Source organism: Erythrobacter sp. JK5 (assembly GCF_018205975.1).
Lineage (GTDB): Bacteria > Pseudomonadota > Alphaproteobacteria > Sphingomonadales > Sphingomonadaceae > Erythrobacter.
The window spans coordinates 2,270,728-2,297,435 of the sequence record NZ_CP073577.1 but is presented as its reverse complement, the minus strand read 5'-3'; the positions used below and the strand labels follow the sequence as shown (position 1 = coordinate 2,297,435).

Below are 26,708 nucleotides of genomic sequence, written 5' to 3'. Positions count from 1 at the left end.
TCCGCCGCGAAAGCTTATTTCCAACAGCTACCAATTTTCCTTGACGCAGGCAAATTGTATACAATATGGCGCGGCCTAAAGGGAGATATCACCGATGGCGCAGGTCAGGCGTATCAAGGTTATCGTCCCCATCCCGATGGATGAGGCCGGGGTTTCGAACCGCGCCGAGCAATTGCCGGACGATTTCGTTCGTGCCGGTTTCCAGCCCGAGTTCGAGGCGGTGCGCTGGGGTGCAGCGCTGGGCGATTCCTATCACGATACGCTGCTGATGGACTGGACGGTGTTTCAGGCCGGGGTGACCGCCGAGGACGAAGGCTATGCCGGGGTCCTGATCGACACGGTCAGCGATAGCGGGATGCGTCCGCTGCGCAGCGTGCTGTCGATCCCGGTCGTCGGCCCGGGCGAGGCGAGCTTCGCGATGGCGATGATGCTCGGCAAGACATTCTCGGTGCTGACGATGTGGCCCGAATGGTTTCCGCTCTACGAGAAGACGCTCACCGAATACGGCTGGTGGAGCCGGTGCGCTTCGCTCCGTTCGATCGACACCCGGCCCGACGTGACCGAATTGCTCGAAGGCAAGGAAGAGGTCGTGTTCGGCAAGCTCAAGGCCGAGGCGACCAAGGCGATGGAGGAGGACGGTGCCGACGTGATCGTGCTCGGATCGACCACCATGCACCAGTCCGCCGCCTATCTCGACAGCGAGCTGCCGATCCCGGTGCTGAACCCCGGACAGGTCGCCTACAAGCTGCTCGAAACGCAGATCGAGCTGGGTCTCACCCATTCGAAGAAGGCGTTTCCCGCGCCCGAAGTTCCGAAGACCGAAGACATCCGAAAGGGGTGGTACTGATGAGCGAATGGACCGAAGGTGGAAGCGGCCAGGTGCCGCTGCCCTACCCGTTCTACGTCGATATCGTGACCAAGCGCTATTTCGACGGGGTCGACAACAAGAACCTCGACCGGGTGCTCAACTGCTTCACGCCCGACGCGAATCTGCACGAGGTGACGAGCGATACGCTGCACGAGGGGCGCGAGGCGATCCGGGCGATGTTCGTCAAGCTGTTCGCCGATTTCGAGAACATCTGGCACGGCAATTTCGTGCACACCGCCGATCCGGCGACCAACGCGATCAACAGCCAGTTTACCGTGCTGATAACGCCCAATGGCGGCGATCAGCTGCGCTACGAGAACTGCAACCGCTTCTACCTCAAGGACCGGCTGTTCCACCGCGTCTACGTCTACATGAGCGGCGACAACCTGCTGAAGGAAGGAGACGCCTGATGCAGTACGAACCCACGCTGGGCCGCGCGCAGCTGATCGAATTCGCGACCAAGGCATATTTCGCCAATGTCGATGCCAAGGACATGGAGGCGACGCTCGATTGCTTCCACGACGAAGCGCTGTTCTGCGTCCAGACCGATTTCACCCGGCACAGCGGCAAAGACGAGATCCGCCGCATGTTCGAGGATTTCTTCGCCGCCTACGAAACCATCATCCACCGCGATTTCATCTGCACCGTGGACGAGGCGAACGGGCGCATTTCCGCCTGTTTCGTTGCCGAGCTGCACGATTCGCAAGGCCAGGTGACCCTGCTCCACAACACCAACTTCTGGCGTCTGCGCCCCGGCGATGACGGTCCGAAATTCCAGGAAGTCTACGTCTACATGAGCGGCGCGAACGTCCTGACCTGACACGAGAACAGCCTTCTGGCCGCCACCGCGCGCGCCCGACAACCAAGGACCAAGGAGGTCTGAATACGATGAGGAACTTCAAATTCGCACTGGCCGGCGGCGTCGCCATGGCCGCGCTGCTGCCCGCTGTCCCCGCGCTGGCCCAGGACCAGGACACCGAAACCGCTGCCGACGATGGCAACCAGATCATAGTCACCGCCCGGAGGCAGTCGGAATCGCTTGCCGAAGTTCCGGCCTCGGTCACGGTGTTTACCGCCGATACACTGGAAAAGGCGGGGATCGAGCGCGCCGACCAGTTCGTGCAGCTCACCCCCGGCGTCACCATCGTTACCGGCACCGCCGAAGCGGGCGATACCCAGATCAACATCCGCGGAATCAACGGCGCGCGCGACGCGGAAAGCTCGGTCGCGCTGGTGGTCGACGGTATTCTCAAGACCAACACCGCGCAACTCAACCAGAACCAGGGCACGCTGCGCCAGATCGAAATCCTGAAGGGGCCGCAAGGCGCGCTCTACGGCCGCAACGCGGCGGCGGGTGCGGTCGTGATCCAGACGCTCAAGCCCGGCGACGTGCTCGAAGGCGGCATCCAGCTTTCCGCTGCGCAGGACGATACCTATGCGGGCAGCGCCTATATCTCGGCACCGATCGGCACGAATGCCGGGATCGTCCTGTCGGGCAGCTATTCCACCACCGACGGGTTCTTCTTCAACCGCTTCCTGAATTCCAACTCGGTCGACGATCAGGAAGTCTGGTCGGTCGACGGACGGTTCGTGGCGCAGCTCGGTCCGGCTACCGAAGTCGACATCAAGGCGCGCTATGCCGATCTGTCGGGCGGATCGATCAATTTCAACGCCGCGTTCCACCTGCCCAATTTCGCGGGCGTCAATCCGGCGTTCTTCGAGGACGTGAACGATCATCCGTTCGACTATTTCTCCAACATCCGCCCCACCAACGAACAGCAGACGTTCGAGGCGTCGGCCAAGATCGAACATGAATTCGACGGCGTCACGCTGACGGCATGGGCGCTCTACAGTGATGTCGACCAGGCACTGACCGCGGACGGAACATCGGCCGACTTCGCGCGCTTCACCTTCCCGGGCGCGACGCAGGCATCGGTCGATGCGTCGAATGCGTGCTTTGCGAGCACCGCGGCACTGACCGGCTTCCCGATCAACCCGCCGACCTTCATCGGCCAGACGCCGGTCCCGTTCATCTTCGACCCGGCGACGGGATCGACCTTCGGCCCCTACAGCCCGACGACCTGCGACGGGACGCAGTACCAGATCCGCGAACAGAGCGACATCAGCGCCGAAATCCGCCTCGCCTCGAATGGCGACGGACCGTTCGAATGGCAGGTGGGGGCCTATTACCTCCATATCGATCGCGAGGTCGGGGTGAGCCTAGGCGCGGATCTCGGCGGCGGGATCATCACCGAGCTCTACAACGCGCCGGGTTCGATCAACCCGACCACGCAGCTCTACAACGATGATTTCTCGACCGATGTCTACGCCGCGTTCGCGTCGGTCGATTTCGAAGTCACCGACCGGTTCGAGATCGGCCTGGCCGGGCGTTACGACATCGAGGAACGCAGCGTGCGCAACCTCGTGCCGACCGTGTTCGATCCGTTCACGGGCGGCCCGATCAATCCTGGTCAGCAGGTGCTCGGCGGGGTGGTGCAGCCGATCGCCGACCAGTCGGAAACCTTCAAGCAGTTCCAGCCCAAGGTCTCGCTGCGCTACGCGTTGAACGACGATCTCAATTTCTACGCCAACTGGGGGATCGGCTTCAAATCGGGCGGGTTCAACAACCAGGGTTCGGCAGCGATCGTCGACCAGGCGTTCAACCAGTTCATCGGCACCAACGTGCTGATCGAGGACATCTTCCGCAAGGAGAAGTCGAGCGCGTTCGAAGCGGGGCTCAAGGGCTCGCTGATCGACGGGCGGGTGACCTTCGACCTCGCCGGATATTACACCGAGATCGACGACATGCAGTTCTTCGAATTCTTCGTCGGCGCGTTCGGGCTGCTGCGCGTGGTCTCGAACATCGACGAGGTCGAGGTCTACGGGGCGGAGCTGAATCTCAATGCCGAGATCATTCCCGGCTGGGATATCTTCGGCGCGTTCAACGTCACCGAAAGCGAGATCAAGGCCAACGCCTCGCGACCGATCACGGTGGGCAACGAATCGCCCTACACCGCCGATTACACGATCAACCTCGGCACCCAGATGGTCGCGCCGATTGCGCGCACTTTCGACCTGGTGCTGCGCGCCGATTATCGCATTACCGGGCCGACCTGGTTCCACACGGTGCAGGACGATCCCTCGCCGACGCTGTTCAGCGGGCTGCTGCCGATTTCGGCGCTGATGCTGCCGGGCTTTGTCGGGGATGCCGATTATTCGATCACCGAGCGCGAGGCGTTCGGGGTGCTCGATCTGCGCTTCGGGCTGGAAGGCGACAACTGGAACATCACCGCGTTTGCCGATAATTTGCTCAACCGCAAGTATCTCAACGAGGTGATCCCGGCGATCGAGTTCGGCGGATCGTTCATCTCACCCGGCGGCAGGCAGCGGCTGGGGATCGAGGTCGGATACAATTTCTGACGGCACGCGCCGCATGAACGGGAGCCCTTCGGGTGGGCGATAGCGAAGACGCAGGGAGCAACTATTCGGGCGTCTTCGACGGCCGGATCGGATTCGGGCGGCGTCCGGCGCTGATCCTGATCGATTTCGTCGCGGCGTATTTCGCCAAGGACAGCCCGCTTTACGCCGATGTCGAACCCGCGCTCGCCGCCGCGCTGGAGCTGCGCGAAGCGGCGCGTGCGGCGGGAGTGCGGGTGATCTACACCAACGTCGAGTTCCATCCCTCGATGGTCGATGGCGGGCGGTTCGCCCAGAAGATCGGCGCGCTGACCAGTTTCGTGCGCGGCAATCCGATGGGCGCGTGGCCCCGGGGCTGGAGCCGCGCGAGGATGAACTGGTGATCTCGAAGCAATACGCCAGCGCGTTCTTCGGCACCTCGCTCGCCTCGACGCTGACCGCGAACGGGCACGACAGCCTGATCATCACCGGGCTATCGACCAGCGGCTGCGTGCGCGCGACCTGCGTCGATGCCTGCCAGCACGGCTTCATTCCGATCGTGGTCGAGGAAGCGGTTGGCGACCGGCACGCGGATGTGCACCGCGCGAACCTGTTCGACATGAACGCCAAATACGGCGACGTGGTGGGCAAGGCCGAAGTACTGGAGCACCTGGCCGCGCTTGCCGGCGCCTAGAGGTCGCGAAGCAACCTGCCAGCCACCGCGTCGAGCTTCGCCATCATGTCGGGATCATGCTCATCCGGCGCGGTGATGACTGCATCGTCGAGCGCGGTGTCGATCGGCGAGGGTTTGCGCTTCTTGGGCAGGGCGTCGATGACATTCGCCACCATCGCCCGCGCCAGTTCGCCGTTGGCTTCCATCTGCGCGATCACCTCTGCCACGTCGACTGCCTCTCCGTCGCGCCAGCAATCGTAATCGGTGACCATGCCGACCAGCGCGTAGGGCAGCTCGGCCTCGCGCGCGAGCTTGGCTTCGGGCATCGCCGTCATGCCGATCACGTCGGCGCCCCAGGCGCGATACATCCGGCTCTCGGCGCGGGTCGAGAATTGCGGGCCTTCCATCGCGAGATAGGTCGCCCCGGTCGCGACCTTGCCCTCGGCCTTGGACACGGCCTTGGCCGCCATGTCGGACAGGCGCGGACACACCGGATCGGCCATCGAGACGTGGGTGACGAAGCCGCTGCCGAAAAAGGTGTTTTCGCGCTTCCTGGTGTTGTCGATGAACTGCTCGACGACCGCGAAGCGGCCCGGATCGATTTCCTCGCGCAAGCTTCCGACTGCCGAGATGGCGAGAATATCGGTGCAGCCCGCGCGCTTGAGCGCATCGATATTGGCGCGGCTGTTGAGCTCGGTCGGGGAGATCGGGTGCCCGCGGCCGTGGCGCGGCAGGAACCGCACCTTGACCCCGCCGATCGTGCCGCACAGGATATCGTCCGAGGGCTCGCCCCACGGCGTCTCGATCGCGATCCACTGCTCGTCCTCGAGCCCGTCTATCGCGTACAGGCCCGATCCGCCGATGATCCCGATGCACCATTCGCTGGCCATAGATGTGCAGCCCCCTTCGCGAAACGCGGCTTCGCCACGCTGTGTAGGCAAAGGGCCTTAAGTCAGGTTAAACCGCTCGGGCAAGGCCTTGCGGATGAAGCCGTCCGCCTTTGCGAACGGACCAGCGATGGATGGGCGCGTCTTCATCCGCTCGAAATGCGCGGCGAGGCGCGGCCAGCTGTCGATCGGGGTTTCGGCCACCAGCGATATCTGCATCAGCACGCAGGCGACCGCAATGTCGGCGATCGACAGCGCATCCCCGGCGTAGAACCCGTTATCTCCCAGCGCGCCGTCGAGGTAATCGAGCACCGGCGGCAGCTTGGCGGCCCATGTCTCGCGCGCGGTCGCGAGATCGGGCTCCTCGCCCTTCTGCGCCGCGAAGAAGATCGGGCGGAAGATGCCGAGACCGCCGACCGGGGCGAGCACGGTGTCGGCATATTCCTCGATGAAGAGCGCGCGGCCGTGGGCGTAGGGATCGGCGGGATAGAGCGGCGGTTCGGGATGTTTCTTCTCGATCAGCGCGCAGATCGCGCTGGAATCCGCCACCGTTCCCGCGACCCCCTCCGCCGCGATCGAGCGATCGCGCAGCACCGGGATGCGCTTCATCGGCGAAATGTCGACAAACCATTGCGGCGGGTCGAACACGTTGACCGCTTCGGTTTCGAACGGAACGTCCTTTTCGAGGCACAGCGCCGCGCACTTGCGCACGAACGGCGATACCGGGCTGCCGTAAATCACGAAGTCTGGGGCGGATTCGGTCATCGGGGTCTCCTTTTGCAGCCTTGCATACGGTTTCGGTTGCCAGAAGCAACGGACTTGGTGCAACTGATAGGCGCAAGCTTGCGTCCCAGGGCCTAGGGTCCTGACTCTGGATCGCGATCGGTTTTCGCAATTGATTTTTGCGCATGAAAGTCCACTTTCGCGCAAGAGAGACGTCCCCGCGCGGGGATTCGAGAGAGGAACACACATGGTCACCCAGTACAAGAACCTGATCAACGGCGAGATGGTCGCCACCGGCGAATGGCTCGACGTGGTCAACCCCGCGAATGAGCAGGTGATTGGCCAGGTCCCGGCCTGCGGCCAGGACGAGCTCGACCGCGCGGTCGCCGCCGCGCGCGCCGCGTTCAAGACCTGGAAGAACACCTCCTTCGAAGAGCGCAACGCCGCCTGCATGGCGATCTCCGGCGCGATCAAGGAGAACGCCGAGGAGCTGTATCGACTGCTGACCAGCGAGCAGGGCAAGCCGCACGAACAGGCCAAGGGCGAAATCTACGGCGCGGCGGGCATGTCGGCGGCGCAGGCGACGCTCAAGCTCGAAGAGGAAATCGTGCAGGACGACGACACCCGCCTGCATCGTTCGCGCCGCGTGCCGGTGGGCGTGGTCGGCGGGATCGTGCCATGGAACTTCCCGGTGATGATGGCGGTGCAGAAGATCATCCCGGCGCTGATGAGCGGCTGCACGATCGTGCTCAAACCCTCACCCTTCACCCCGCTGACGACGCTGCGCCTCGCCGAACTGATCGCGGACAAGGTACCGGCGGGAACGGTCAATATCATCACCGGCGAGGATTCGCTCGGCCCGCTGATCACCCAGCATCCCGATATCGACAAGATCACCTTCACCGGCTCGACCGCGACCGGCAAGAAGATCATGGAAGGCGCGAGCGCCGATCTCAAGCGCATCACGCTCGAACTGGGCGGCAACGATGCCTCGATCGTGCTGCCCGATGCCGATCCCAAGAAGGTTGCCGAACAGCTGTTCTGGTCGAGCTTTTCCAATGCCGGCCAGATCTGCGTCGCGGCCAAGCGCGTCTACATCCACGAGGATATCTATGACGAGCTGAGCGAGGCGATCGTCGAATACGCCAAGACGGTGAAGGTCGGCGACGGATCGCAGCAAGGCACCGGGGTCGGGCCGATCCAGAACAAGAAGCAGTACGAGCGCGTGCTCGAGCTGATCGAGGACGCCAAGGACAAGGGCTACAAGTTCCTGACCGGTGGCAATGTCGATCCTTCGGGCACCGGCTATTACGTCCCGATCACGATCCTCGACAACCCGCCGGAAGACGCGCGGATCGTCGCCGAGGAGCAGTTCGGCCCGGTCATGCCGCTGATGAAATTCTCGACCGAAGACGAAGTCATCCAGCGCGCCAACAATTCCGACTATGGCCTTGCGGGCGCGGTGTGGACCGCCAACCCGGACAAGGGTGTCGAGATCGCGGAACAGCTCGAAACCGGCACGGTGTGGGTCAACGAGTACCTGCACCTGTCGCCTTTCGCACCGTTCGGCGGGCACAAGCAGTCCGGCTTCGGCGCCGAATACGGCAAGGAAGGGCTCAAGGAATTCACCTATCCGCAGGTCATTACGGTGAAGAAAGACAACGTGCCCGCCTGACGAGGGCATTCGGCACTGGCTTGCGGCCGTCCGGAGCGATCCGGGCGGCCGTTTGCTATTCGCCTGCTTTCTTCGAGAACAAATCCAGCCCGGCCGCCCAGCGTTTCTGGAAGCCGCGCCAGTGGTCGGGCTCGTCCGACCCGGCAAACTTGCCGTTGAGCTGCTCGCCGAAGCCGGTTTCCCATGTGCCCGCGTTGGCGTCGGTGGTCGGCACATCGAGATAGGCCGCCTTGTCCGCATCGCCCTTCAGGTGGAGGTCGAGGAAGGCGGCGACGAAGTGCTGGTTGATTCCGTTGATCCGGTCCTGCCGCCACACCGGCTCGCTGACGAATTCGATCGCGCGGAACGGCGCATCTTCGGGCATGGCGAAGGCGTTGCCGACGATATTGTGCCGCGCCTCGCGGAAGACGAGCATATGGCGGCTGGTGCCGGTGAGCTGGTCGAAGATCCAGCTGACGCCCTCGGCGTGGTTGGAAACGTCGTCCTGACCGCCCGAGACGATCAGCACCGGTGCGGTGATCCGGCTGAGCGTTTCGCTGCTCCACACGCGGTTGTCCGGCTGCCCGCCCCACGGAGCGAAGGCGACGACCGCGTCGATCCCGGCATCCTCACCCGCAACCGCGCGCAAAGGCGCCAGCGCGTCGCCGGGTACGGTCGCGAAGGTGCCGCTTTCGTAATCGTAATCCGCCCCCGCCGTCGCCAGCGCGCCATAGCCGCCCATCGAATAGCCGATCAGGCCGACCTGTTCAGGGTCGATCAGCGCAAAGGGTCCTTCGGCTCCCTCACCGCTCGCCGCCAGTATCTGCGCCAAAACCTGCCGCTGGTCGAGCGAACGGCTGGCCAACACCCGGCTGAACGACAGCACGAAATCGGAGGTCCCCTCCAGCTTCATGTCGGCATGGTCGATCGACGCCACCACATAACCGCGCGAGGCGATGTGTTCGGCGAGGTTGCTGAACTGCGTGCTCCAGCCGTTGAAGCCGTGGCTCATGATAACGAGCGGGAACTGCCCCTCCGCCAGCGCCTCCGCGCCGTCCAGCGCGCGCCCCTGATAGTCGAGCGTCACCGGCTCCATGTCGGGCGGGTCCATCGTGTGGGTGTAGGCGACCGCGCCGGTCCCGGTGCGTTCGACCGCCGGGTAGTACAGGCGCACGTCGAGCACGCGGTCCCCGGTCTCGGTCTGGCCGGTTGCCATGCCGAGCGCGCCGAAGGTGACGCGGTCGGGCAGGGTCATTTCGAGCAGGCTGGTGCCGACGGTGTAATCGCCAAACCGCCCCAGTTCGGGGGTTTCGCCCGGCGCGCCTTCGTGCACCGTCGGCGTCGCGACATAGGCGGCGGTGCCCGCGCCCACGGCGAGCACTCCCAGCGCGGCGAGGGCGATATGGCGTTTCTTCATGCGTGATCCTGTCATTTGAGAGCTTGCCGAAGGGCCGGTTTTGCAGGCACTCATGGCAGCGAATGGGGAGAGAAGGAAGCGATGGCGGCTACGCCTGAGGAATTGAACGCGGGACTGACGCGGGCGATGGAGCGCGCCGGGCTGGGCGTGCCAGAGGGACTGCACCGGCTGACCGGCGGCGCGACTATGGAGAGCTGGCGGTTTTCGTGTGCCAATGACGGGCGGCGTGACGAGTTCGTGCTGCGCCGCGCGCCGTCGCTCGCATTCATGGAGGACCGCCCCTATGGCCACGATGTTGAAGCGGCGGTAATCCGCGCGGCGAAGGCGGCGGGGGTGACTGCGCCCGAGGTGGTGGTCGAGCTCGAACCCGAGGACGAGATCGGTTCGGGCTTCGTGATGCGCGCGCTGCCGGGTACGCCAAATCCCAGGGAAATCCTTGAGTTCGACGGTGCCGACGCGCTGCTCGGGCAGGCGGCGCGCGATCTGGCGCGGATTCACTCGATCAAGCGGGGAGACGTGCCCGATGCGGTGCCGGTGATGGACTACCGCGCGGCAATTGCCGACCTTCGTCAGCAGTTCGAGGAAGCGGGCGGCGACCGTCCGATCATCGCGCTGGGCCTCAAGTGGATGGAGGACAATTGCCCCGACCCGGCCCACCCGGTGCTGGTCCACGGCGACTATCGCATGGGCAATCTCCTCGCCGAGCCGGGCAGGCTGACCGGCGTTCTGGATTGGGAACTGGCGCATTTCGGCGACCGACACGAGGATCTGGCGTTCGGCTGCATGGCGGTATGGCGCTTCGCCCGCTACGACCGCCCCGCGCTGGGGCTGGGGTCGTTGGAGGACTACTTCGCCGCCTACGAAGCCGAGGCGGGGGTGACAGTCGACCGCGAGCGCTTCCGCTACTGGCTGATCCACCGCACCGTTTGGTGGGCGCTCGGCTGCCTAAAGATGGCGCAGCACTGGCGCAGCGGGCAGGACCGCATGCTGGAGAGGGTGGTGATCTCAAGGCGGACCAGCGAGCAGGAGCTCGATTTGCTGATGCTGCTGGAAGAGGATGCGCCTCTCAAGCTGCGGCGGGCGCAGGTTGGGGACAGTCTTACGGACCAACCTTTCGAACCGAAGGGTGAGGCGACTGCAAGTGAAATCGCCGTAGCGGTTTCGGAATGGCTTGCCTCAATGAAAGATCAAATGAAGGGGCATGATCGCTTTCAGTTGGCGGTGGCGCGGAATGCCTTAGGGATTATCGAGCGGGAAACGTCTTCGGCCTACCTCAATCGAGTCGCCGATTATCCAGAAGACCTGTCTTTCGCTATACTCTCGGGCAGTAGAGACCTGAGCGACAAGTATCTCCTATCCGATCTGAGATTCATGGCTCTCGAATGTGTGAGGACTGATTCCCCCAAATACCCGGCGCTAGCTGTGGCGCGCGAACGGTGGCTGTAGTGACCCGCCCGGGTTCTGCACCACTCCCGCTCATCCTGAGCCTGTCGAAGGACACGCGCCGACGCTTGCCCCACGGCTGGGCGGACCTTGCGGCTGCCCTTCGACAGGCTCAGGGCGAGCGGGTGCTGAAGAGTTTGGAGACACAATAATGGACTTCGCAATTCCCGCCGACCTGCAGGCCTATTTGGGCGAACTCGACGCCTTTATCGAGGCGGAGATCAAACCGCTTGAGCAGCAGGACGACAACATCCGCTTCTTCGACCATCGCCGCGAATGGGCGCGGACGGACTTCGAGGCGGGCGGGCTGCCGCGTGAGGAATGGGAGGAACTGCTGAAGGCAGCCACCGCTCGCGCGGACAAGGCTGGACACTGGCGATTCTCCGCGCCCAAGCAATATGGCGGCAAGGACGGATCGAACCTCTGGATGGCGGTGATCCGTGAGCATTTTGCGCGGATGGGCCTCGGCCTCCACAACGACCTCCAGAACGAACACTCGATTGTCGGCAACTTCCCTTTCGTCGCCATGTTCGACCAGTGGGGGACCGAGGAGCAGAAACAGGAATTCATCCTCGGCGGGTTCAAACGCACCCGCCGCGTCGCCTTCGGCCTGACCGAACCGCATCACGGCTCAGACGCGACGCATATGGAAACGCACGCGGTCAAAGAGACCCGCGACGGGGTCGATGGCTGGCTGATCAATGGCGAGAAGATGTGGATCACCGGCATGCATGTCGCGACGCATTGCGCGATGTTTGCGCGCACTGGCGGCGCGGCGGGCGATGCGAGCGGGATCACTTGCTTCCTCGTCCCCAATCCCACCCAAGGCCTCGAAATCGAGGAGTGGATGTGGACCTTCAACATGCCGACCGACCACCCGCGCCTTTCGGTCAAGGACGTGTGGGTGCCCGATAGCGCTATGCTCGGCGTCGAGGGACGCGGGCTCGCGCTGGCGCAAAGCTTCGTCCACCAGAACCGCATCCGGCAGGCGGCCTCGAGTTGCGGCGCGGCAATGTTCTGCATCGATGAGAGCGTGAAATACGCCCGCACCCGCAAACCGTTCGGGCAGGAGCTGTCGCGCAACCAGGCGATCCAGTTCCCGCTGGTCGAGCTCGCGACGCAGGCCGAGATGCTGCGGCTGCTGATCTTCAAGACCGCGTGGGAGATGGACAACATGCCGCACGAGGAGATCGAGCGGACGATTTCGGACAAGGTCTCGATGTGCAATTACTGGGCGAACCGACTGTGCTGCGAGGCGGCGGACCGCGCGATGCAGGTCCACGGCGGCATCGGCTATTCGCGGCACAAGCCGTTCGAACACATCTACCGCCACCACCGCCGCTACCGCATCACCGAAGGCAGCGAGGAAATCCAGATGCGCAAGGTGGCGGCGTATCTGTTCGGGTATCTGGGGCCGAAGAAGGGGATGTTTGGGTGAAAAGGGTGTCTGATCTGACAAGACTGCAAAAGATCAGGCTTTGGCTAGCAAGGACGTTCGTGCTCATACCGCTCGGACTTGTGGCCCTCCTATACTTGCTTGTCTTCGGCAACGGTGACTATCTGCAATGCGGCAGCGGTCGGGATATCGTCATCGAACTAAGGGGCATCCCGCACTGTGTCGGAAGTTTCTGGGCGACGATTCACTACATGATGATACCGTGGCTAATCGTATTTGGCGTGATGCTGACCTCAATGATCTTCTGGCCACGCAGCAGGGGTTGGTTCGATCCGAGGTATGAACGCCCCTAGCAATATCCTTTCGCGCCGCTAGTCTCTCGTTCCAACACAGGGAGACACTCATGCGCCGTTTTGCCACCGCCCTTCTTGCCGGTTCCATACTCGCGATGCCGTCCATCGCGCTCGCGCAAGATGACGACAAGAAGGACGAGAAGTGGGACGTCGAGGCTCCGCGCGGCGCGACCATCGAGCAGGTGCCGATCCGGACGGACGAAGGAACCTGGATGGATGTCGACGTGTCGCCCGACGGGCGGACCATCGCCTTCACCATGCTCGGCGATATCTACACCATGCCGATCACCGGGGGGACGCCGACGCGCATTGCCGAGGGGCTGTCGTGGGAGGTGCAGCCGCGTTTCTCGCCCGATGGGCAGCGCATCGCCTACACTTCGGACCGCGGCGGCGGGGACAATATCTGGGTCATGAACCGCGACGGCTCGGACAAGCGGCAGGTGACCAAGGAGGACTTCCGCCTGCTCAACCAGCCGACCTGGTCGCCCGATGGCGAGTTCATCGCAGCCAAGAAGCATTTTACCACGCAGCGCAGCGCCGGGACGGGCGAAATCTGGATGTACCATGTCTCCGGCGGCGGCGGCGTGCAGGTGGTCGAGCGCGCGAGCGAGAGCCTGCAGAAGGAGCTCGGCGAGCCGGTCTTCTCCCCCGATGGCAGCGCGATCTACTACACCCGCAACACCACGCCGGGCAGCACCTTCATCTACGCGCAGGACAGCCAGACCGGCATTTTCGCGATCGAGAAACACGAGCTCGCGACCGGCGAAGTGACCACCGCGGTCGATGGCTATGGCGGCGCGGTGCGTCCGGCGCCCTCGCCCGATGGGAAGGAAATCGCCTTCGTCCGGCGCGACAAGGATACCAGCCAGCTGTGGGTCAAGGAGTTCGCCAGCGGCCGCGAACGGATGATCTACGACGCGCTCGATCTCGATCTGCAGGAGACCTGGGCGGTCTACGGCGTCTATCCCAACATGGACTGGACGCCCGACAGCCGCAGCATCGTGTTCTGGGCGGGCGGCAAGCTCAGGCGGATCGACCGCAACGGATCGAACCTGGCCGATATCCCGTTTGCGATCGACGATACGCGCGGCGTGGCCGATGCGCCGCATCCGGCGATCGCGGTCGCACCCGACCGCTTCGTCACCGCGATGCCGAAATACGCGACGCTCTCGCCCGATGGCAGCCGGGTGGTGTTCGAAAGCCTCGGACGGCTCCACACCAAGTCGGCGCGGGGCAAGGACGCACCGCGCCCGCTGACCGGCGACAGGGCCGACGCGGTCGAAGCCTGGCCCGCCTACAGCCGCGACGGGCGCAGCCTCGCCTACGTGCGGTGGAGCGACGAGGGGCTGGGCGAAATCGTGGTCGCCGACGCGAACGGGCAGAACCGGCGGGTGGTGACGCAGCAGCCCGGGCATTATGCCAGTCTCGCGTTCTCGCCCGACGGTTCGCTGATCGCCTATGAGAAACGCTCGGGCGGGTACCTGACCTCGCCCGAATATTCCGAGAATCCCGGGATTTACGTCGTGCCCGCACGCGGCGGCCAGCCGCGGCTCGTCTCGCGTTCGGGATCGAACCCGCAGTTCGGCGCGGATGCGAGCCGGATCTTCATGACCACCAGCGACGACGGCAAGCTCTCGCTGGTCTCCGCCGATCTCGATGGGGAGGCGCAGCGCACCCACGCGCGCGGCGAGCTCGCCAACGATTTCCGCGTTTCGCCCGATGGCAGGACGGTGGCCTTCCGGCAGAACTACGAGGTCTTCGCGATGCCGCTGCTGCCCGGCGGCAAGCCGGTCGACGTCGGCGAAAGCGGCGGCGCGTTGCCGGTCACCAAGATTTCGACCGGCGGGGCCGACTATCTCGGCTGGGCGAATGGCGGGGCGACGCTGTTCTGGTCGATCGGCCCGCAGCTGCAAAGCGCGCAGGTCGGCGCGTTCTTCCGCAACGCGCCCAAGGGCGAAGAGGAGGAGCAGGGCTTCACCCCGCCCGAAACCGGCATTTCGCTGGCGATGACGGTGCCCAAATCCGCGCCAACGGGGACCACCATAATCACTGGAGCGAAAATCCTCACCATGGCCGCCGGTCTTGATACCGAAGATGCAGGCGTGATCGAGAACGGCGTCATCGTGATCGAAGGCGACCGGATCGCGGCCATCGGCCCGGCGGGCGAAGTGAATGTTCCGGACAACGCGACCACCATCGACGCCAGCGGCAAGACGATCATGCCCGGCCTCGTCGATGCACACGCGCACGGGCCTTACGGCACCGGCGACCTGATCCCGCAGCAGAACTGGGCGCTGGTGCAGGACCTGGCGCTGGGCGTCACCACGATCCACAATCCGTCGAGCCAGGCGAGCACGGTGTTCGCCGCTGCCGAACGCCAGCAGGCGGGTCGGATGCTGGGGCCGCGCATCTTCTCGACCGGGGAGATCATCTACGGCGCCAAGGCACCCAGCGTCTATGCGCGGATCGACAGCTACGAAGACGCGCTCGCGCATGTCCGCCGGATCAAGGCGCAGGGCGGCATCTCGGTCAAGAACTACAACCAGCCGCGCCGCGAACAGCGCCAGATGGTCGCCCGCGCGGCGGCGGCGGAGAACATGCTGGTGGTGGCCGAGGGCGGTTCGCTGTTCGGGATGGACATGAACCTGATCGCCGATGGCAACTCGACCATCGAACACAATGTGCCGGGCGACGTGTTCTACGAGGACGTGCTGCAATTCTTCGGCCAGTCGAACTCGAACTACACGCCGACGCTGGCGGTGACCTATGGCGGGCTTGCGGGCGATCCCTACTGGCGGCAGGCGATGGACGTGTTCGCGCATCCGCTGATGATCCACACCCCGCCCAGGCAGCTGCTGGCCGACAATGCGCGGCGGACCAAGGCGCCCGACTGGGCGTTCGTCGACGACGATGCCGCGCGCGAGGCGAGGAAGATCGCGCAGCGCGGGGTCAAGGTGGCGATCGGCGCGCACGGGCAGCAGGCCGGAATTGGTGCGCATTGGGAGTTGTGGAGCTTCGCACGCGGCGGCATGAGCCCGGTCGAGGCGCTCAAGGCCGGCACCATCGCCTCGGCCCAGTCGCTAGGGATGGACAAGGATATCGGCAGCCTCGAGGTCGGCAAGCTCGCCGATCTGGTGGTGCTGAGCGAGGATCCGAGCGCCGACATCCGCAATTCCGATTCGATCGTGCAGGTGATGCTCGGCGGGCGGCTCTACGATGCGAAGACCATGAACGAAGTCGGCACCGGCACTGCCAAACGCCGGGCGTATTGGTGGGAGGCCGATGGCGGTCGCGGCGCGGGCGGATCCGAAGCGGCCGCGCACGCGGCAGGGGCCGGGCATTCGGACGGCGGCTAGGCGGCTCGCTTCGCTCGATGCGAACGGACGGGGGTAACTAGGCCAGTTCCGCCTCCATCAGCGCGCGCAGGTCCTTCAGCGCCTTGGCGCGCAGCTGATGGACCCGCGGGACGCTGACTTCGAGCACTTCGGCGATCTCGGTGAGGTTCATTTCCTCGACGAAGAACAGCTGCAGCACCAGCTTCAGCCGATCGGGCAGCGCGGTCATCGCGCGCACCAGCCGCTCGCGGTCCTCCAGCGCGCACAGGGCTTCGAACGGGTCGGGGCCGTCGCTGGCGAAGGCGGTGTTGCTTTCGTCGTACTCATCGCTGATCGAGGAGATGGCGACGCCCGAAGCCTCGATTTCGAGCAGCTCACCATCGCCGATCCCCATCGCCTGCGCGATTTCGGCCCGGCCTGGCTCACGGCCGAGCTGCTGGCGCAGGCGATCGAGCGTGTCGTGATAGGCCGCGCGCTTCTTTCGCGCGGTGCGGGTATCGTTCATCAGCTTGCGGATGCAATCGAGCATCGCCCCGCGCGCGCGGATCTTGGCATAGGCGGCGAACCCGTCTTCGCCCGGACCGGAATGGCGCTGCGCGCACTCGGTCAGCGCGACGATCCCCGCCTGGATCAGGTCTTCGATTTCCAGCCCTTCGCGCCCCATGCCGTAGATGTGCCACGCGGCCCGCCGGACCATGGGTAGGAACCGGCGCACCCGGTCTTCGACCTCGGCGCGCGAGGCGTTGCTGTAGGCGACCGGCGTGGCAGCGGCGAAACTGTGGGGATCGTGCTTCATGCCGCCAGGGCTCCTTCATTCGGCAGGGCGGCCGTCTCGTCCGCATTCTCTTCCGCGCCGATCACGCCGACCACTTCGACGCCCTGGGTGGCGGGCAATTCGTTGATCGAAAGGACGAGGCACGACCGGGCGCGCTGTTTGAGCAGCCCGGCCAGCGCGCGACGAGCCGGGGGCTGGACGATCAGCGCGATCGGGCCGTCGGCTTCGGCGATGAAATCGTTGACGCGCCGGGCGATCATCGCCCCGCAATCGGGCTCGATCAGCGGCTGACCGGTGGCCGGATCGGCCATCCCGCCCAGAATCGCGCTTTCGAGTCCGGCATCGAGTGTCGCGACCTTGAGCCGCTCGCCCGGCTTGCAGACCCGCGCGACCAATCGCGCGCCAAGGTCGATCCGCACCGCGTCGACCAGCGCGTCGAAATCCTGCGTTGTCTGCAGGGCGAGCGCGAGGCTGGTGAATATCGGCTGCGGATGCGACAGCCCGATCCCGTCGGCGATCAGCGCGCGGAAGATGCGGGTGACCGCGGCGAGCGAGAGCGGCTCGGGATGGACCGCCTCGATCAGCGCGGGCGCGCGGTCCTTGAGCGCATCGAGCAGGTCGCGCACCTCCTCGGGGCCGAGCAGCTGGTCGCTGTGCCCGAGCAGCGTCTGGTTGGCATGGGTCGCGATCACCGTGCTCGGATCGACCGCCATGAAGCCTTCGGCGACGGCATGGTCGCGCAGCGCGGGGTCGATCCACAGCGCCGGGCAATCGAAGCTCGGATCGCGGGTCGCCTCGCCGGTGAGGCCGTGACCGGTGCGCACCTCGCCCGCATCGATGGCGAGCAGTTTGCCCGGACGCACGGAGCCGCTGGCGAGCGTGACCCCGCCCAGCATGACCGCGTAATCCTGCGCTCCGGCGTCGAGCGAATCGCGAATGCGGAATTGCGGCAGGACAAAGCCGAGATCGCGCGAAAGCTGTTTGCGGATACCGGTGATGCGGGTCAGCAGCGGCGCGCCCTTGGCGGCATCGACCAGATGCACGAGGCCGTAGCCGAGTTCGATCGTCACCAGCGTCTGGTCCGAAACATCGGCGAGCTCGATCCGGTCGGGCGACGCCTCCTCTTCGACAGCCGGTTGCTCGACAGGCTGCGCCGCACGCCGACGCAGGGTCCACCAGATCGCTCCGGCGATCCCGGCGGCGGGGAAGAACACCAGCTGCGGCATCGCCGGGACCATGCCGATCGCGGCGAGGATCAGCGCCACCGGCAACCACCCGCGCGGATCGGCGAATTGTCCGCCGATCTGGCCGGTAAGGTCGCGCTTGTCGGCGACGCGGGTGACAATTGCTGCGGCGGCAATCGACAGCAGCAGCGCGGGCACCTGCGCGACCAGCGCGTCGCCGACCGCGAGCGTGACGTATAGCTCGCCCGCTTCGGCGGCGGACAGGCCGTGGCTGATCATGCCGAGCGCAAAGCCCGCCACCACGTTGACCGCGAGGATCAGCAGCGCGGCAATCGCGTCGCCCTTCACGAATTTCGAGGCACCGTCCATCGACCCGTAGAAATCGGCTTCGATCGTAACCTGCGAGCGGCGCTCGCGCGCCTCCTCGGCGGTGATGAGACCCGCAGCGATATCCGCGTCGATCGCCATTTGCTTGCCGGGCAAGGCGTCGAGCACGAACCGGGCCGACACTTCCGAGACGCGTCCGGCGCCCTTGGTGATGACGATCATGTTGATGATCAGCAGGATCGCGAAGACGAACAGGCCGACTGCGAAATTGCCGCCGACCAGAAACTGGCCGAAACTTTCGATGATCTCGCCCGCCGCAGCCCCCCCTCGTGCCCGTTGACCAGCACGATCCGGGTCGAGGCGACGTTGAGCGCGAGCCGCAGCAGCGTCGCGAACAGCAGCACCGACGGGAAGGAGGAGAAATCGAGCGGGGTGCGGGCGTTGAGCGCGACCATCAGCACTGCGATCGTGATCGCGATGTTGAGCACGAAGAAGATGTCGAGCAGCAGCGTCGGGATGGGCATCACCATCAGCGTGAACAGCGCGAAAATGCCGACCGGAAGCGCCATCGCGACCGGGGCGTTGCGCCAGCCGGAAGTGAGAGTCGCAGAGGTCACAGGCCGAGCGCTTTCAGCCGGTCGTAGGCGCGCCTGACCTGGGCGCTGCCTTCGGCGCTGAGCGGCTGCAACCGCTCCCCGCCGGAAGCGGCGCGCAGCAGGCCAGACATCGCGGACGAGCCACCGCCCCGGCCGGCGGCGACCGACGCGAGCGTCGGGATCGGGGCGACCGTGGACCTATTGCGCGGCATAAATGCGGCCCGATCGGCAACCGGATGGGGCCCGACGCCCCTCTCCGGGCCACCGGCGCGGGCGAGGGCGTGGCTCATCTTGCCGTCGATCACGGTCATCACCTGCGCCAGGCTGCGCGGCGATCCGTCGCGCTCGTAGAAGATCGCGCGGTTGGCCGAAGCCGGTCGGCGAAACAGGTCGGCGGCGCTCTGGCCGGGATCGCGCGCCAGTTCGGACAGGAACCGGCCCGCGCCGCCCGCGCCGAGGAAATGCGCGAGATAGAGCTCGCCGTGATCCGGCTGGCGGCCGAGGATCGGCACGAGGTGCGCGCGGTTGTCTTCCGCCAGTCCCGCCGCCATCCACGATGCGACCTGCGGGTTCTTGCGCAAGTCGAGTATGGCCTGACGCTGCGCGGGGTCGCCGACATAGGACGATCCGCCCTGCGTCGTTCCGATCTGCGCCGCGACTTTTCCCAGCCCGAAGCGCGGGCCGTGGCGCTTGAGCGTGTCGAGCCAGGTGTTCTCGATGAACTGGTAAAGGCCGGTCGCGCTCGAAGTGCGCGCCTTTGCGCGCGGGTCGAGCGAGGATTCGACTTCGGCCTGCGCGAGCAGGTAATCGAAGTCGATGCTGGTGCGCCGCGCGGCATCGGCGATCGCGCGCTGGACGCTCGACGCAGCGTCCGCGCCGGTGGTGACCGGAGCGGCTGGCGGGATGCTGGCGATCGGGTTCTGGTTGCTCACAATGGGCCCATCGTCTTGCCTGGTTTTTCGGGCGCATCACGGACGATGCGCACGCACAGCCTCAGCAACAGGCGTGCCAAACCGGGATCGGAGCGATCCCCGGCGATCAGACGTGGGCGAATTGCGCCGGGGAATAGGTCGCGCGCGGCCCGCCAAGCGCGTCGATGCGGGCGGCGACATTGGCGGCGAGCAGGTTGCGCACCCGGCGGTTGACCTCGTTGAGCGCCCGCGCGGTTTCCGCCAGCGCACGGCTTTCGGCATCGAGCGTATCCGGCCCCGCCGTCGCCAGCGCTTCGCACAGCTGTTCCTTGGCGCGGGTCGATTCGGTCAGGCCATCGGCATCGAGCGAGGCAAGCGCTTGCCGCTCGCGCTCGAGAACGGCAATCATTTGCCGCAGGTTGCCGGCGATATCGGCGCGCGCGTCATGACGGTCGGGCACGGTTTCAGCGCTCCCCGGCCAGGGTGAAGCCGACCCGCGCCGCGATCATCGCATCGGCGATGCGCGCCGGGACGAGCGGGTAGCTGCCGTCTTCGAGAGCGGCACGAATTTCCGCCACGCGGTCGCTGTCGACCGGAGGCTGGCCTGCGTCGACCAGGGCACCGACCTCGATCGCCACGCCGGGCGTGGCGGCACGGTCGGCAGCGCCGTCGGCGCGCGGTTTGGCACGGGCATCGAGCTGCGCGCGGTCGCTTTCGGAAAGCGCGCGGGGGGCACTCACTCCCTGCAGTCTGCTCAGTTCGATAGAGGGCATGTTGCGTCTCCAGGTGGATTTCTGATCATCAGAACGGCGCCGTTCGGGAAGTCTTAAGTGGCGTAGCGAGGAATTTTCAGCTGGCCGGAATCACCGCAAGTCCCGGGCGTTCGATCCGCGCGCGGACCGGGTCGGCGTGGCGTGCGGTCCGGATTCCGATCCAGTCTCCGATGGCCCCGTTCTCCAGTGCCTCGCCCGATTGCTGGACCGAAAACCCGCGTCCGCGCACCAGCACGGTCACCGGGTCTCCGCGTTTCACCACACGCTGCTGCTGCGCGTCCTGCGGATGCGGCCGGGTGGCGACGAAGATACGCCACCCGGCGGCGGCGGGGCATTCGACCCGCACCGTGGTCTTCGCAGTGCCGTGCCAGTCGGCGAGCAGCGGCGCGTCGCAACGCGCCAGCTTCAGACGCCGGTCGGCAGGCGCGCGCGCGCCGCCCACCTCGCCGATCGCGGCGCCGGTGAATTCGGCCACCGCGCGGTCGATATCGCCCGGGTCGGTGAAGGCCTGCCCGGCACCCGCCCCGAAAGCGGGAGAGAACAGGGGCACGAACATGATCAGCGCCACCGGCGCAAATCCGAATAGATTGATGAAAGAACGCATGTCTGCCTGCCTTTTGTCGTGATCGGCAATCGGGACCGTCCCGATCATGCGCAGAACGCAGCAAGGGTCGTGCCAGATCGCCGGAAGGCAGTGGGCTAGGTGTTGTCCGCAGGGCCTCATGCAGTCCGGCGTTGAGGATATGCCGCTACCAAGTGACGCGAAACACAGCAGATCAAGAGGATCGTGTCGCACCATGTCGTATCCGAGCGTCGTCCGTCGCCCGTCGCGGGACAGCAAGGCCCCAGGCCCGGGGCCGAAAGGCGCGGGCAGCGCGGCACGCGACCGACCCTCTCCCCAGGTGCGCGAGGAACGGCGTGCCTTGCTCGGCAGCATCACCGAATTCACGATCAGGCACGACCTGGCGGTCACCGGCCCCAACCTGTCGGCAATATGCGGGGCGCTGTCCGGTTCCAACGGCCCGCTCGCCGAAGCATTTGCCGCGCGCGAGAGCGCCGGCGAGCCGATCGATCAGCGCTGGCTCGATACGATCGTGCGTCTCGATCCCGGTTCCAACGACCGCATGAGCGAGCTCGAGCGGCTGATGGATCGGCTCGAATATTCGCTGATGCGGTTCGCGCAAACCGCCAAGTCCGCGCAGGATGAAACCAGCGACGGCCGCGAAGCGCTGGGCGCGCATATCGACGCGATCGCGCGCGCCTCGGAAAGCGTCGACCGGCCCTCCGGTGGGACGGTCGACATGGCACAGGTGCTCGATCTCGCGCGGGTCATGCTCGAACGCATCGAACGGGTCGAGCAGGCGATGGAACGCAGCCAGTCCGAATCCGCTCAGCTGCGTTCCAGCCTGGCCAAGGCGCGAATGGAGGCCGATGTCGATCATCTGACCCGCCTGCCCAATCGCCGCGCGTTCGAACGTCGCTTTGCCTCTGCCGCCAAGGAAGCTCGCGCAAAGGGCATCCCGCTGTGCGTCGCATTCTGCGATGTCGATCATTTCAAGGCGGTCAACGATACCCACGGCCACGAGGCCGGTGACCGGATCCTGTGTGCGATTGCCAGCACCCTCAACGAGATCGCCGGCGATCAGTGCTTCGTTTCGCGTCATGGCGGCGAGGAATTCGTGCTGCTGTTCTACGGTCTCGACAAGGAAGCGGCGTGGCGCAAGCTCGACGGTTTGCGCCGGGTGCTTGCCGGCCGCCAGCTGATGAACCGCGAAACCGGCAAACCGTTCGGCAAGATCACCTTTTCGGGAGGTATCGCCGAAGTCACCGAAGACGCCGACGATCGCAGTGCGCTGACCCGGGCCGATGCCGCCCTGTACGAGGCGAAATCGTCGGGCAGAAACCGGATCGTATCGGTCTGACGCGGATCGCGCGAAAACGCCTGCGCCTCAATCGCGCTGCTGCACGTCGTATCCCAGGGTCGCATAGAGGTCCGGTGTCGACGCCGGACCGATCACGATCCTGACATCGATGCCGCGTCCGCGCGCCTGCCCGGCCAGCGCCTCGGCCCGTTCCCAGCCCTCGCGCGATTCGCCCGGGCGATGGGTCGCGACGATGCTGAGCGTGGAGCGCGGATCGCGCTGTTGCTCGTCAAGCCAGTGCGCGATCGACGGGCCGTTGGCGGAAGGCCGGAACAGCGCCTGCGCCGGGGCGATCTCCACCGTGTCGCCCTCGCGGAGCGCCGCGCCTGCCGGTTCTGGCGCGTCCTGCTCGTCCGCTTGCTCCGCCAGGGCAGAGATCGTCACGAGAAACAGGATCAGCGCCAGATCGGCGAGGATCAGTTGCCATCCGGCGGCGTTGCGCATCGTCGTCGCTCCTTCCTAGGCCACGCCGCGCATCGGGCGCAGCGCGATCGGTGTGGCGGTGCCCAAGTGGGGCGCGAGCCAGTCGACAAGCCGTTCGCGCGCCTCCTCCTCGCGCTCGCCCCGGCGCTCGATCGCACGGGCGAGCGGGATGCACAGGAGGTGCGCGGTGAGAACGCCGTACAGCGTCGACAGCACGGCCGTGGCGATCGCGGCCATGGTGGTCTCGATCGTATCGCCGGCACCAGGCACCAGTCGCGTGATCCCGAACAGCGTGCCGACCAGCCCGAAGACCGGGGCGAGCTCACCGGCATATTCGAAGGTTCGCACGGCAACCGCGCGGGCGGCCTCGCGCGTCGCGCGATCGGACCCGGCCTGCTGGTGCATGGCGTCGAGCGAACCGTGACGCACATAGGCATCGATCAGCCGCGCCAGCGAAGCGTCGGGGGGCATTGCGACTGCGGCGCACAGTTTCCCCCGCTGTTCGACTTCATGCGCCGTGCGGGCGAGCGCGACGCGATTGGCGTCCTCGTCGAACCGGGTGCGGCCCAGCGCTGCCAGGGCAGCGCCGGCGACGCCGAGGTCGCGGGCCCCGCAGCGGGCTGCGGTCGCGATCAGCGTTCCGGCAAGGACGATGACGAGCGCGCCGGGGTCGTACATCTGGGCGATCACGCCGGTCACTCTTGCACCCCTTCTCCTGTCGTCGTCCCAACCGAGAACGGCTGCGGCGCGCGGGAATTAAGCGCCCCCGCACGATCGGGGCAGTTCCTTGCACCCCGATCGGCAAGAGCTTGCCGCTCGCCGTGGGCGATACCTGACGCCCATTCCTGAAAGACAGGGATTTCAACCACTTGAATGAGTTTGGCACGCTTTCTGCTGTTGGCATGGCGAACCAACCACGAATGCCCTTGTGAAAGGCAATCGCCATGAACGAAACGATCTTCGGCATCCACGGCGCGGCGCTCGAATTGCGCTCGCAGCGCATGGGGGTGCTCGCCTCGAACATCGCCAACGCCGCGACGCCCGGCTACAAGGCGCGCGACATCGATTTCGGCGCGGCGCTGCAGGCGCGGCTCGACGGTCGCGACGCTACCGCCAGCGCCGACGCGCATCTGGTCTACAAGATCCCGACCATGCCCTCGCTCGATGGCAACACGGTCGAGCTGGGGCGCGAGCAGATCGCCTTTACCGAAAACGCGGTGGCCTATTCCGCCACGCTCGCGTTCGTGCAGGGCAAGGTCAACACCATCACCCGCGCGCTGAAGGGCGAATGACGATGCCCGGCGACCAGCGCATGACCCTGTTCGGCATGACCGAGCGCGCCCTGTCGGCACAATTGGTGCGGATGAACGCGGCGACGTCGAACCTCGCCAATGCCGGATCCGTGACCACCCGGGAGGAGGACGCCTATCGCCCGTTGCGGGTCGTGTTCGCCAGCGAGCTCGACCAGGCTTCGGGCCTCGCCAGCGTGCGCAGCGACGGGCTGATGCGCGACCGGACCGCGCCGACCAAGCGCTACGACCCCGGACACCCGCTCGCCGACGAAACCGGCCACATCTTCGAAGCGCCGGTCGATGAGACCGCCGAGATGGTCGAGATCATGGAAAGTGCGCGCCAGTACCAGAACCTGGTCCAGGCGTTGACCACCGCCAAGCAGCTGATGCTCGAAACACTCAGGAGCCAATGATCATGCAGACCCAGGCGACAGCCTCTGGCAATCCCGGAATTCAGGACACGCTCGAACGGCTCAACGCGCCGTCGACGATCCCGCGTCAAAGCGCGGCGGCGTCGCTCGATTCGGCCGATTTCCTGCGCCTGATGACCGCACAGCTGGCCAATCAGGACCCGCTCGAACCGCAAAGCAACGAACAGATGCTGGCTCAGCTGGCACAGTTTTCGAGTCTCGAGGCAACGGTGAGTTCGCAAGCGCGGCTGAGCGAAATTTCGGCCAAGCTCGATGCGCTGATCGAGGCCCAGCGGGCCGCTGTCCAGGCGGCGCAGCCTGTCATCGCCTGAACGTCTTCCCATTCCACGAAAGGATAGTCCGCCATGTCATTCTTCACCTCGCTCAGCGGCATGAAAAACGCCGAAACCGACCTTCGCGTCATCTCGCACAACATTGCCAATGCCGAAACGGCGGGCTTCAAGAAGAGCAACGCCAATTTCAGCGATCTCGTCGCCAGCGGTTCGGCCAGCGATCCGCGCCGCACGCCAGGCATCGGCGCGACCGTTGCCTCGATCAACCAGGATTTTTCTCTCGGCCCGATCGAACAGACCGGGCGCAGCCTCGACATCGCGATCAACGGCGGCGGGTTCTTTGCCACCGCCAATCCGATTTCGGGTGATCTCAACTTTACCCGCAACGGCGGCTTCGTGCTCAATGCGAGTGGTCAGCTGACCGATTCCAACGGCGATCTGGTGCAGTCCTTTCCCGTCGATGCAAACGGCAATGCGACCTCCAATGTGCCCGGCAATACCGTCGTGCCGATCACCAATGCTGCGGGCTCGGGCCTGTCGAGCATCACGATCGATCGCCGCGGTGTCGTCACCGCCGCCTATTCCGACGGGACCACGCAGCCGGTTGCGGAAATCGCGCTGGCCTCGTTCGCTTCGACCAATGGCCTGCGCTCGCTCGGTCAGTCCAAGTGGGAGCAGACCGGCGCATCGGGTCCGGCCGAATTCGGCGAGCCGGGGATCGGAAATTTCGGCGAATTGCTGAGCGGCACGCTCGAACGCTCGAATGTCGACCTCGCCGAAGAGATGGTCGCGTTGCTGACCGCGCAGCGCAACTTCCAGGCCAACGCGCGCGCGATCGATACCGCGACCGCGATCTCGCAGACCGTGCTGAACCTGCAGCGCTAACCGCGCTGGATCGCCGCGAGGATAAGCCATGGACCGGATGATCTACACCGCCCTTACGGGCATGAACGCGGCGATGGATCGCCAGCGTGCGACCGCGAACAACCTTGCCAACGCCAATACCCCCGGGTTTCGGCAAGAGGTGTTCGCGGTCACTCCGGCGACGCTGCGGGACGGTTCGCTCGAAGCCCGTGCGGTGGCGCGCGGCGCGGTGCGCGGGCGGACATGGACGCGGCCAAGGTCAATCCGACCGGCCGCCCGCTCGACATCGCGGTCGATGGCGCGGCGCTGATCGCGTACCGGGGCCCGGCCGGCGACGAAGTCTATTCGCGGCGCGGCGATCTCCGGATCGCAGCCTCCGGCATACTCGAAAACGGCGAAGGCCTGCCCGTGCTGGGCAATGCCGGTGCGATCACGGTGCCCGCCGGGTTCGAGATCAGCATCGCCAAGGACGGCAGCGTGCTCGCGCGCGATCCCGCCGCGCCCGATCAGCCTGCGCAGCAGCTCGATCGGGTGAAGCTGGTTTCGCCTGACGGCTCGCTGCTGGCCAAGGGCATCGACACTTTCCTCAAGGTTCCGGGCGGCGGGGTGCTTCCGCCCGATCCGACCGCCACCGTCACCAGCGGCGCGCTCGAAGGTTCGAACGTCGAAACCGCGCAAACGCTTATCGCCATGATCGAGGCGCAGCGCGCCTTCGAACAGCGCGCGAAGATCATCAGCACCGCCAGCGATATCGACGAAGCGGGCGCGAGCCTGATGACGCTGCGCTGATCCC

The 26,708-nt window shown here is 65.6% G+C and carries 26 protein-coding genes and 1 pseudogene; 16 read left to right on the top strand and 11 right to left on the bottom strand.

What is annotated here, in order from left to right; all coding sequences use genetic code 11:
- Positions 1-94 precede the first annotated feature (94 nt).
- The 5 genes from KDC96_RS11110 to KDC96_RS11090 all read left to right on the top strand — a co-directional run bounded on the left by KDC96_RS11110 (position 95) and on the right by KDC96_RS11090 (position 4,958).
- Positions 95-847: an aspartate/glutamate racemase family protein gene (locus KDC96_RS11110; RefSeq protein ID WP_212448496.1), complete on the top strand. Its 753-nt coding sequence runs from the start codon at positions 95-97 to the stop codon at positions 845-847.
- Positions 847-1,278 (top strand): nuclear transport factor 2 family protein, encoded by a 432-nt coding sequence (locus KDC96_RS11105; RefSeq protein ID WP_212448495.1) that lies wholly within the window; start codon positions 847-849, stop codon positions 1,276-1,278. Before KDC96_RS11110 ends, KDC96_RS11105 begins: the two co-directional genes overlap by 1 nt.
- A complete protein-coding gene (locus KDC96_RS11100; protein WP_212448494.1) occupies positions 1,278-1,688 on the top strand; it encodes a nuclear transport factor 2 family protein in 411 nt (136 codons plus the stop codon). Before KDC96_RS11105 ends, KDC96_RS11100 begins: the two co-directional genes overlap by 1 nt.
- Before the next feature lie 68 nt (positions 1,689-1,756).
- Positions 1,757-4,288, top strand: coding sequence for a TonB-dependent receptor (locus tag KDC96_RS11095; RefSeq protein ID WP_212448493.1), 2,532 nt, complete (start codon positions 1,757-1,759; stop codon positions 4,286-4,288).
- A 91-nt stretch (positions 4,289-4,379) separates the two neighbouring features.
- Complete coding sequence (locus KDC96_RS11090) at positions 4,380-4,958, top strand: isochorismatase family protein (protein ID WP_212452622.1); 579 nt, start codon at positions 4,380-4,382, stop codon at positions 4,956-4,958.
- Here the strand turns inward: KDC96_RS11090 and mtnP are convergent.
- Positions 4,955-5,827 carry an S-methyl-5'-thioadenosine phosphorylase gene (mtnP, locus tag KDC96_RS11085; protein WP_212448492.1) on the bottom strand — a complete coding sequence of 291 codons (873 nt, stop codon included), beginning with the start codon at positions 5,825-5,827 and terminating at the stop codon, positions 4,955-4,957. The genes KDC96_RS11090 and mtnP overlap by 4 nt on opposite strands.
- Before the next feature lie 57 nt (positions 5,828-5,884).
- Positions 5,885-6,589: a glutathione S-transferase family protein gene (locus KDC96_RS11080; protein WP_212448491.1), complete on the bottom strand. Its 705-nt coding sequence runs from the start codon at positions 6,587-6,589 to the stop codon at positions 5,885-5,887.
- A 205-nt stretch (positions 6,590-6,794) separates the two neighbouring features.
- Here KDC96_RS11080 and KDC96_RS11075 point away from each other — a divergent pair, with 205 nt between their 5' ends.
- On the top strand, positions 6,795-8,222 hold the full coding sequence (locus KDC96_RS11075) for an aldehyde dehydrogenase family protein (RefSeq protein ID WP_212448490.1): 1,428 nt from the start codon (positions 6,795-6,797) through the stop codon (positions 8,220-8,222).
- A gap of 55 nt (positions 8,223-8,277) precedes the next feature.
- Here KDC96_RS11075 and KDC96_RS11070 read toward each other — a convergent pair whose 3' ends face one another.
- On the bottom strand, positions 8,278-9,618 hold the full coding sequence (locus KDC96_RS11070; RefSeq protein ID WP_212448489.1) for a dienelactone hydrolase: 1,341 nt from the start codon (positions 9,616-9,618) through the stop codon (positions 8,278-8,280).
- Positions 9,619-9,699: 81 nt separating this feature from the next.
- On the opposite strand from KDC96_RS11070, the gene KDC96_RS11065 reads away from it, so the two are divergent.
- The 3 genes from KDC96_RS11065 to KDC96_RS11055 all read left to right on the top strand — a co-directional run bounded on the left by KDC96_RS11065 (position 9,700) and on the right by KDC96_RS11055 (position 16,166).
- Complete coding sequence (locus tag KDC96_RS11065) at positions 9,700-11,064, top strand: phosphotransferase (protein WP_212448488.1); 1,365 nt, start codon at positions 9,700-9,702, stop codon at positions 11,062-11,064.
- Positions 11,065-11,212: 148 nt separating this feature from the next.
- Entirely contained in the window at positions 11,213-12,499 is a 1,287-nt protein-coding gene (locus tag KDC96_RS11060) for an acyl-CoA dehydrogenase family protein (protein WP_212448487.1), read from the top strand.
- A 361-nt stretch (positions 12,500-12,860) separates the two neighbouring features.
- Positions 12,861-16,166: an amidohydrolase family protein gene (locus KDC96_RS11055; RefSeq protein WP_212448486.1), complete on the top strand. Its 3,306-nt coding sequence runs from the start codon at positions 12,861-12,863 to the stop codon at positions 16,164-16,166.
- Between the two features lie 37 nt (positions 16,167-16,203).
- Here KDC96_RS11055 and KDC96_RS11050 read toward each other — a convergent pair whose 3' ends face one another.
- The 6 genes and pseudogenes from KDC96_RS11050 to KDC96_RS11025 form a co-directional block, all read right to left on the bottom strand.
- Positions 16,204-16,941: a sigma-70 family RNA polymerase sigma factor gene (locus KDC96_RS11050; protein WP_212448485.1), complete on the bottom strand. Its 738-nt coding sequence runs from the start codon at positions 16,939-16,941 to the stop codon at positions 16,204-16,206.
- Positions 16,938-19,000 (bottom strand): annotated as a pseudogene (locus KDC96_RS11045) (flagellar biosynthesis protein FlhA). The gene KDC96_RS11050 and the pseudogene KDC96_RS11045 overlap by 4 nt, the downstream one beginning before the upstream one ends.
- 44 nt (positions 19,001-19,044) lie before the next feature.
- On the bottom strand, positions 19,045-19,959 hold the full coding sequence (locus KDC96_RS11040) for a transglycosylase SLT domain-containing protein (RefSeq protein WP_212448484.1): 915 nt from the start codon (positions 19,957-19,959) through the stop codon (positions 19,045-19,047).
- Between the two features lie 106 nt (positions 19,960-20,065).
- On the bottom strand, positions 20,066-20,398 hold the full coding sequence (locus KDC96_RS11035) for a flagellar protein FlgN (RefSeq protein ID WP_249171764.1): 333 nt from the start codon (positions 20,396-20,398) through the stop codon (positions 20,066-20,068).
- A 4-nt stretch (positions 20,399-20,402) separates the two neighbouring features.
- Entirely contained in the window at positions 20,403-20,678 is a 276-nt protein-coding gene (locus KDC96_RS11030; protein WP_249171763.1) for a flagellar biosynthesis anti-sigma factor FlgM, read from the bottom strand.
- A 109-nt stretch (positions 20,679-20,787) separates the two neighbouring features.
- Positions 20,788-21,315, bottom strand: a complete 528-nt coding sequence (locus KDC96_RS11025; protein WP_212448482.1) for a flagella basal body P-ring formation protein FlgA — start codon at positions 21,313-21,315, stop codon at positions 20,788-20,790.
- Between the two features lie 193 nt (positions 21,316-21,508).
- On the opposite strand from KDC96_RS11025, the gene KDC96_RS11020 reads away from it, so the two are divergent.
- Positions 21,509-22,633, top strand: a complete 1,125-nt coding sequence (locus KDC96_RS11020; protein WP_212448481.1) for a GGDEF domain-containing protein — start codon at positions 21,509-21,511, stop codon at positions 22,631-22,633.
- 27 nt (positions 22,634-22,660) lie between these two features.
- Here the strand turns inward: KDC96_RS11020 and KDC96_RS11015 are convergent, their stop codons facing one another.
- Both KDC96_RS11015 and KDC96_RS11010 read right to left on the bottom strand, forming a co-directional pair.
- Positions 22,661-23,077, bottom strand: a complete 417-nt coding sequence (locus KDC96_RS11015; RefSeq protein WP_212448480.1) for a hypothetical protein — start codon at positions 23,075-23,077, stop codon at positions 22,661-22,663.
- Between the two features lie 15 nt (positions 23,078-23,092).
- Positions 23,093-23,746 (bottom strand): MotA/TolQ/ExbB proton channel family protein, encoded by a 654-nt coding sequence (locus tag KDC96_RS11010; protein WP_212448479.1) that lies wholly within the window; start codon positions 23,744-23,746, stop codon positions 23,093-23,095.
- Positions 23,747-24,000: 254 nt separating this feature from the next.
- On the opposite strand from KDC96_RS11010, the gene flgB reads away from it, so the two are divergent.
- The 6 genes from flgB to KDC96_RS10985 are packed head-to-tail and all read left to right on the top strand — an operon-like array spanning position 24,001 to position 26,704.
- Positions 24,001-24,348 carry a flagellar basal body rod protein FlgB gene (gene flgB / locus KDC96_RS11005; RefSeq protein ID WP_212448478.1) on the top strand — a complete coding sequence of 116 codons (348 nt, stop codon included), beginning with the start codon at positions 24,001-24,003 and terminating at the stop codon, positions 24,346-24,348.
- Positions 24,345-24,761 (top strand): flagellar basal body rod protein FlgC, encoded by a 417-nt coding sequence (gene flgC / locus KDC96_RS11000; protein WP_371815479.1) that lies wholly within the window; start codon positions 24,345-24,347, stop codon positions 24,759-24,761. Before flgB ends, flgC begins: the two co-directional genes overlap by 4 nt.
- The gene (locus KDC96_RS10995; RefSeq protein WP_212448476.1) at positions 24,758-25,090 is read left to right on the top strand and encodes a flagellar hook assembly protein FlgD; all 333 of its coding nucleotides are present in this window, start codon (positions 24,758-24,760) and stop codon (positions 25,088-25,090) included. Before flgC ends, KDC96_RS10995 begins: the two co-directional genes overlap by 4 nt.
- Positions 25,091-25,123: 33 nt before the next feature.
- Positions 25,124-25,936: a flagellar hook-basal body protein gene (locus KDC96_RS10990; protein ID WP_212448475.1), complete on the top strand. Its 813-nt coding sequence runs from the start codon at positions 25,124-25,126 to the stop codon at positions 25,934-25,936.
- Positions 25,937-25,964: 28 nt separating this feature from the next.
- The gene (locus KDC96_RS16695) at positions 25,965-26,225 is read left to right on the top strand and encodes a flagellar basal body protein (protein WP_371815478.1); all 261 of its coding nucleotides are present in this window, start codon (positions 25,965-25,967) and stop codon (positions 26,223-26,225) included.
- Entirely contained in the window at positions 26,159-26,704 is a 546-nt protein-coding gene (locus tag KDC96_RS10985; RefSeq protein ID WP_371815477.1) for a flagellar basal body rod C-terminal domain-containing protein, read from the top strand. Before KDC96_RS16695 ends, KDC96_RS10985 begins: the two co-directional genes overlap by 67 nt.
- Positions 26,705-26,708: the final 4 nt, after the last annotated feature.

Bases quoted from the DNA above. Each gene is read 5' to 3' on its own strand.
- KDC96_RS11110 (WP_212448496.1), top strand. From the start codon at position 95: ATGGCGCAGGTCAGGCGTATCAAGGTTATCGTCCCCATCCCGATGGAT.
- KDC96_RS11105 (WP_212448495.1), top strand. From the start codon at position 847: ATGAGCGAATGGACCGAAGGTGGAAGCGGCCAGGTGCCGCTGCCCTAC.
- KDC96_RS11100 (WP_212448494.1), top strand. From the start codon at position 1,278: ATGCAGTACGAACCCACGCTGGGCCGCGCGCAGCTGATCGAATTCGCG.
- KDC96_RS11095 (WP_212448493.1), top strand. From the start codon at position 1,757: ATGAGGAACTTCAAATTCGCACTGGCCGGCGGCGTCGCCATGGCCGCG.
- mtnP (WP_212448492.1), bottom strand. From the start codon at position 5,827: ATGGCCAGCGAATGGTGCATCGGGATCATCGGCGGATCGGGCCTGTAC.
- KDC96_RS11080 (WP_212448491.1), bottom strand. From the start codon at position 6,589: ATGACCGAATCCGCCCCAGACTTCGTGATTTACGGCAGCCCGGTATCG.
- KDC96_RS11075 (WP_212448490.1), top strand. From the start codon at position 6,795: ATGGTCACCCAGTACAAGAACCTGATCAACGGCGAGATGGTCGCCACC.
- KDC96_RS11070 (WP_212448489.1), bottom strand. From the start codon at position 9,618: ATGAAGAAACGCCATATCGCCCTCGCCGCGCTGGGAGTGCTCGCCGTG.
- KDC96_RS11065 (WP_212448488.1), top strand. From the start codon at position 9,700: ATGGCGGCTACGCCTGAGGAATTGAACGCGGGACTGACGCGGGCGATG.
- KDC96_RS11060 (WP_212448487.1), top strand. From the start codon at position 11,213: ATGGACTTCGCAATTCCCGCCGACCTGCAGGCCTATTTGGGCGAACTC.
- KDC96_RS11055 (WP_212448486.1), top strand. From the start codon at position 12,861: ATGCGCCGTTTTGCCACCGCCCTTCTTGCCGGTTCCATACTCGCGATG.
- KDC96_RS11050 (WP_212448485.1), bottom strand. From the start codon at position 16,941: ATGAAGCACGATCCCCACAGTTTCGCCGCTGCCACGCCGGTCGCCTAC.
- KDC96_RS11025 (WP_212448482.1), bottom strand. From the start codon at position 21,315: ATGCGTTCTTTCATCAATCTATTCGGATTTGCGCCGGTGGCGCTGATC.
- KDC96_RS11020 (WP_212448481.1), top strand. From the start codon at position 21,509: ATGTCGTATCCGAGCGTCGTCCGTCGCCCGTCGCGGGACAGCAAGGCC.
- KDC96_RS11015 (WP_212448480.1), bottom strand. From the start codon at position 23,077: ATGCGCAACGCCGCCGGATGGCAACTGATCCTCGCCGATCTGGCGCTG.
- flgB (WP_212448478.1), top strand. From the start codon at position 24,001: ATGAACGAAACGATCTTCGGCATCCACGGCGCGGCGCTCGAATTGCGC.
- flgC (WP_371815479.1), top strand. From the start codon at position 24,345: ATGACGATGCCCGGCGACCAGCGCATGACCCTGTTCGGCATGACCGAG.
- KDC96_RS10995 (WP_212448476.1), top strand. From the start codon at position 24,758: ATGATCATGCAGACCCAGGCGACAGCCTCTGGCAATCCCGGAATTCAG.
- KDC96_RS10990 (WP_212448475.1), top strand. From the start codon at position 25,124: ATGTCATTCTTCACCTCGCTCAGCGGCATGAAAAACGCCGAAACCGAC.
- KDC96_RS16695 (WP_371815478.1), top strand. From the start codon at position 25,965: ATGGACCGGATGATCTACACCGCCCTTACGGGCATGAACGCGGCGATG.
- KDC96_RS10985 (WP_371815477.1), top strand. From the start codon at position 26,159: ATGGACGCGGCCAAGGTCAATCCGACCGGCCGCCCGCTCGACATCGCG.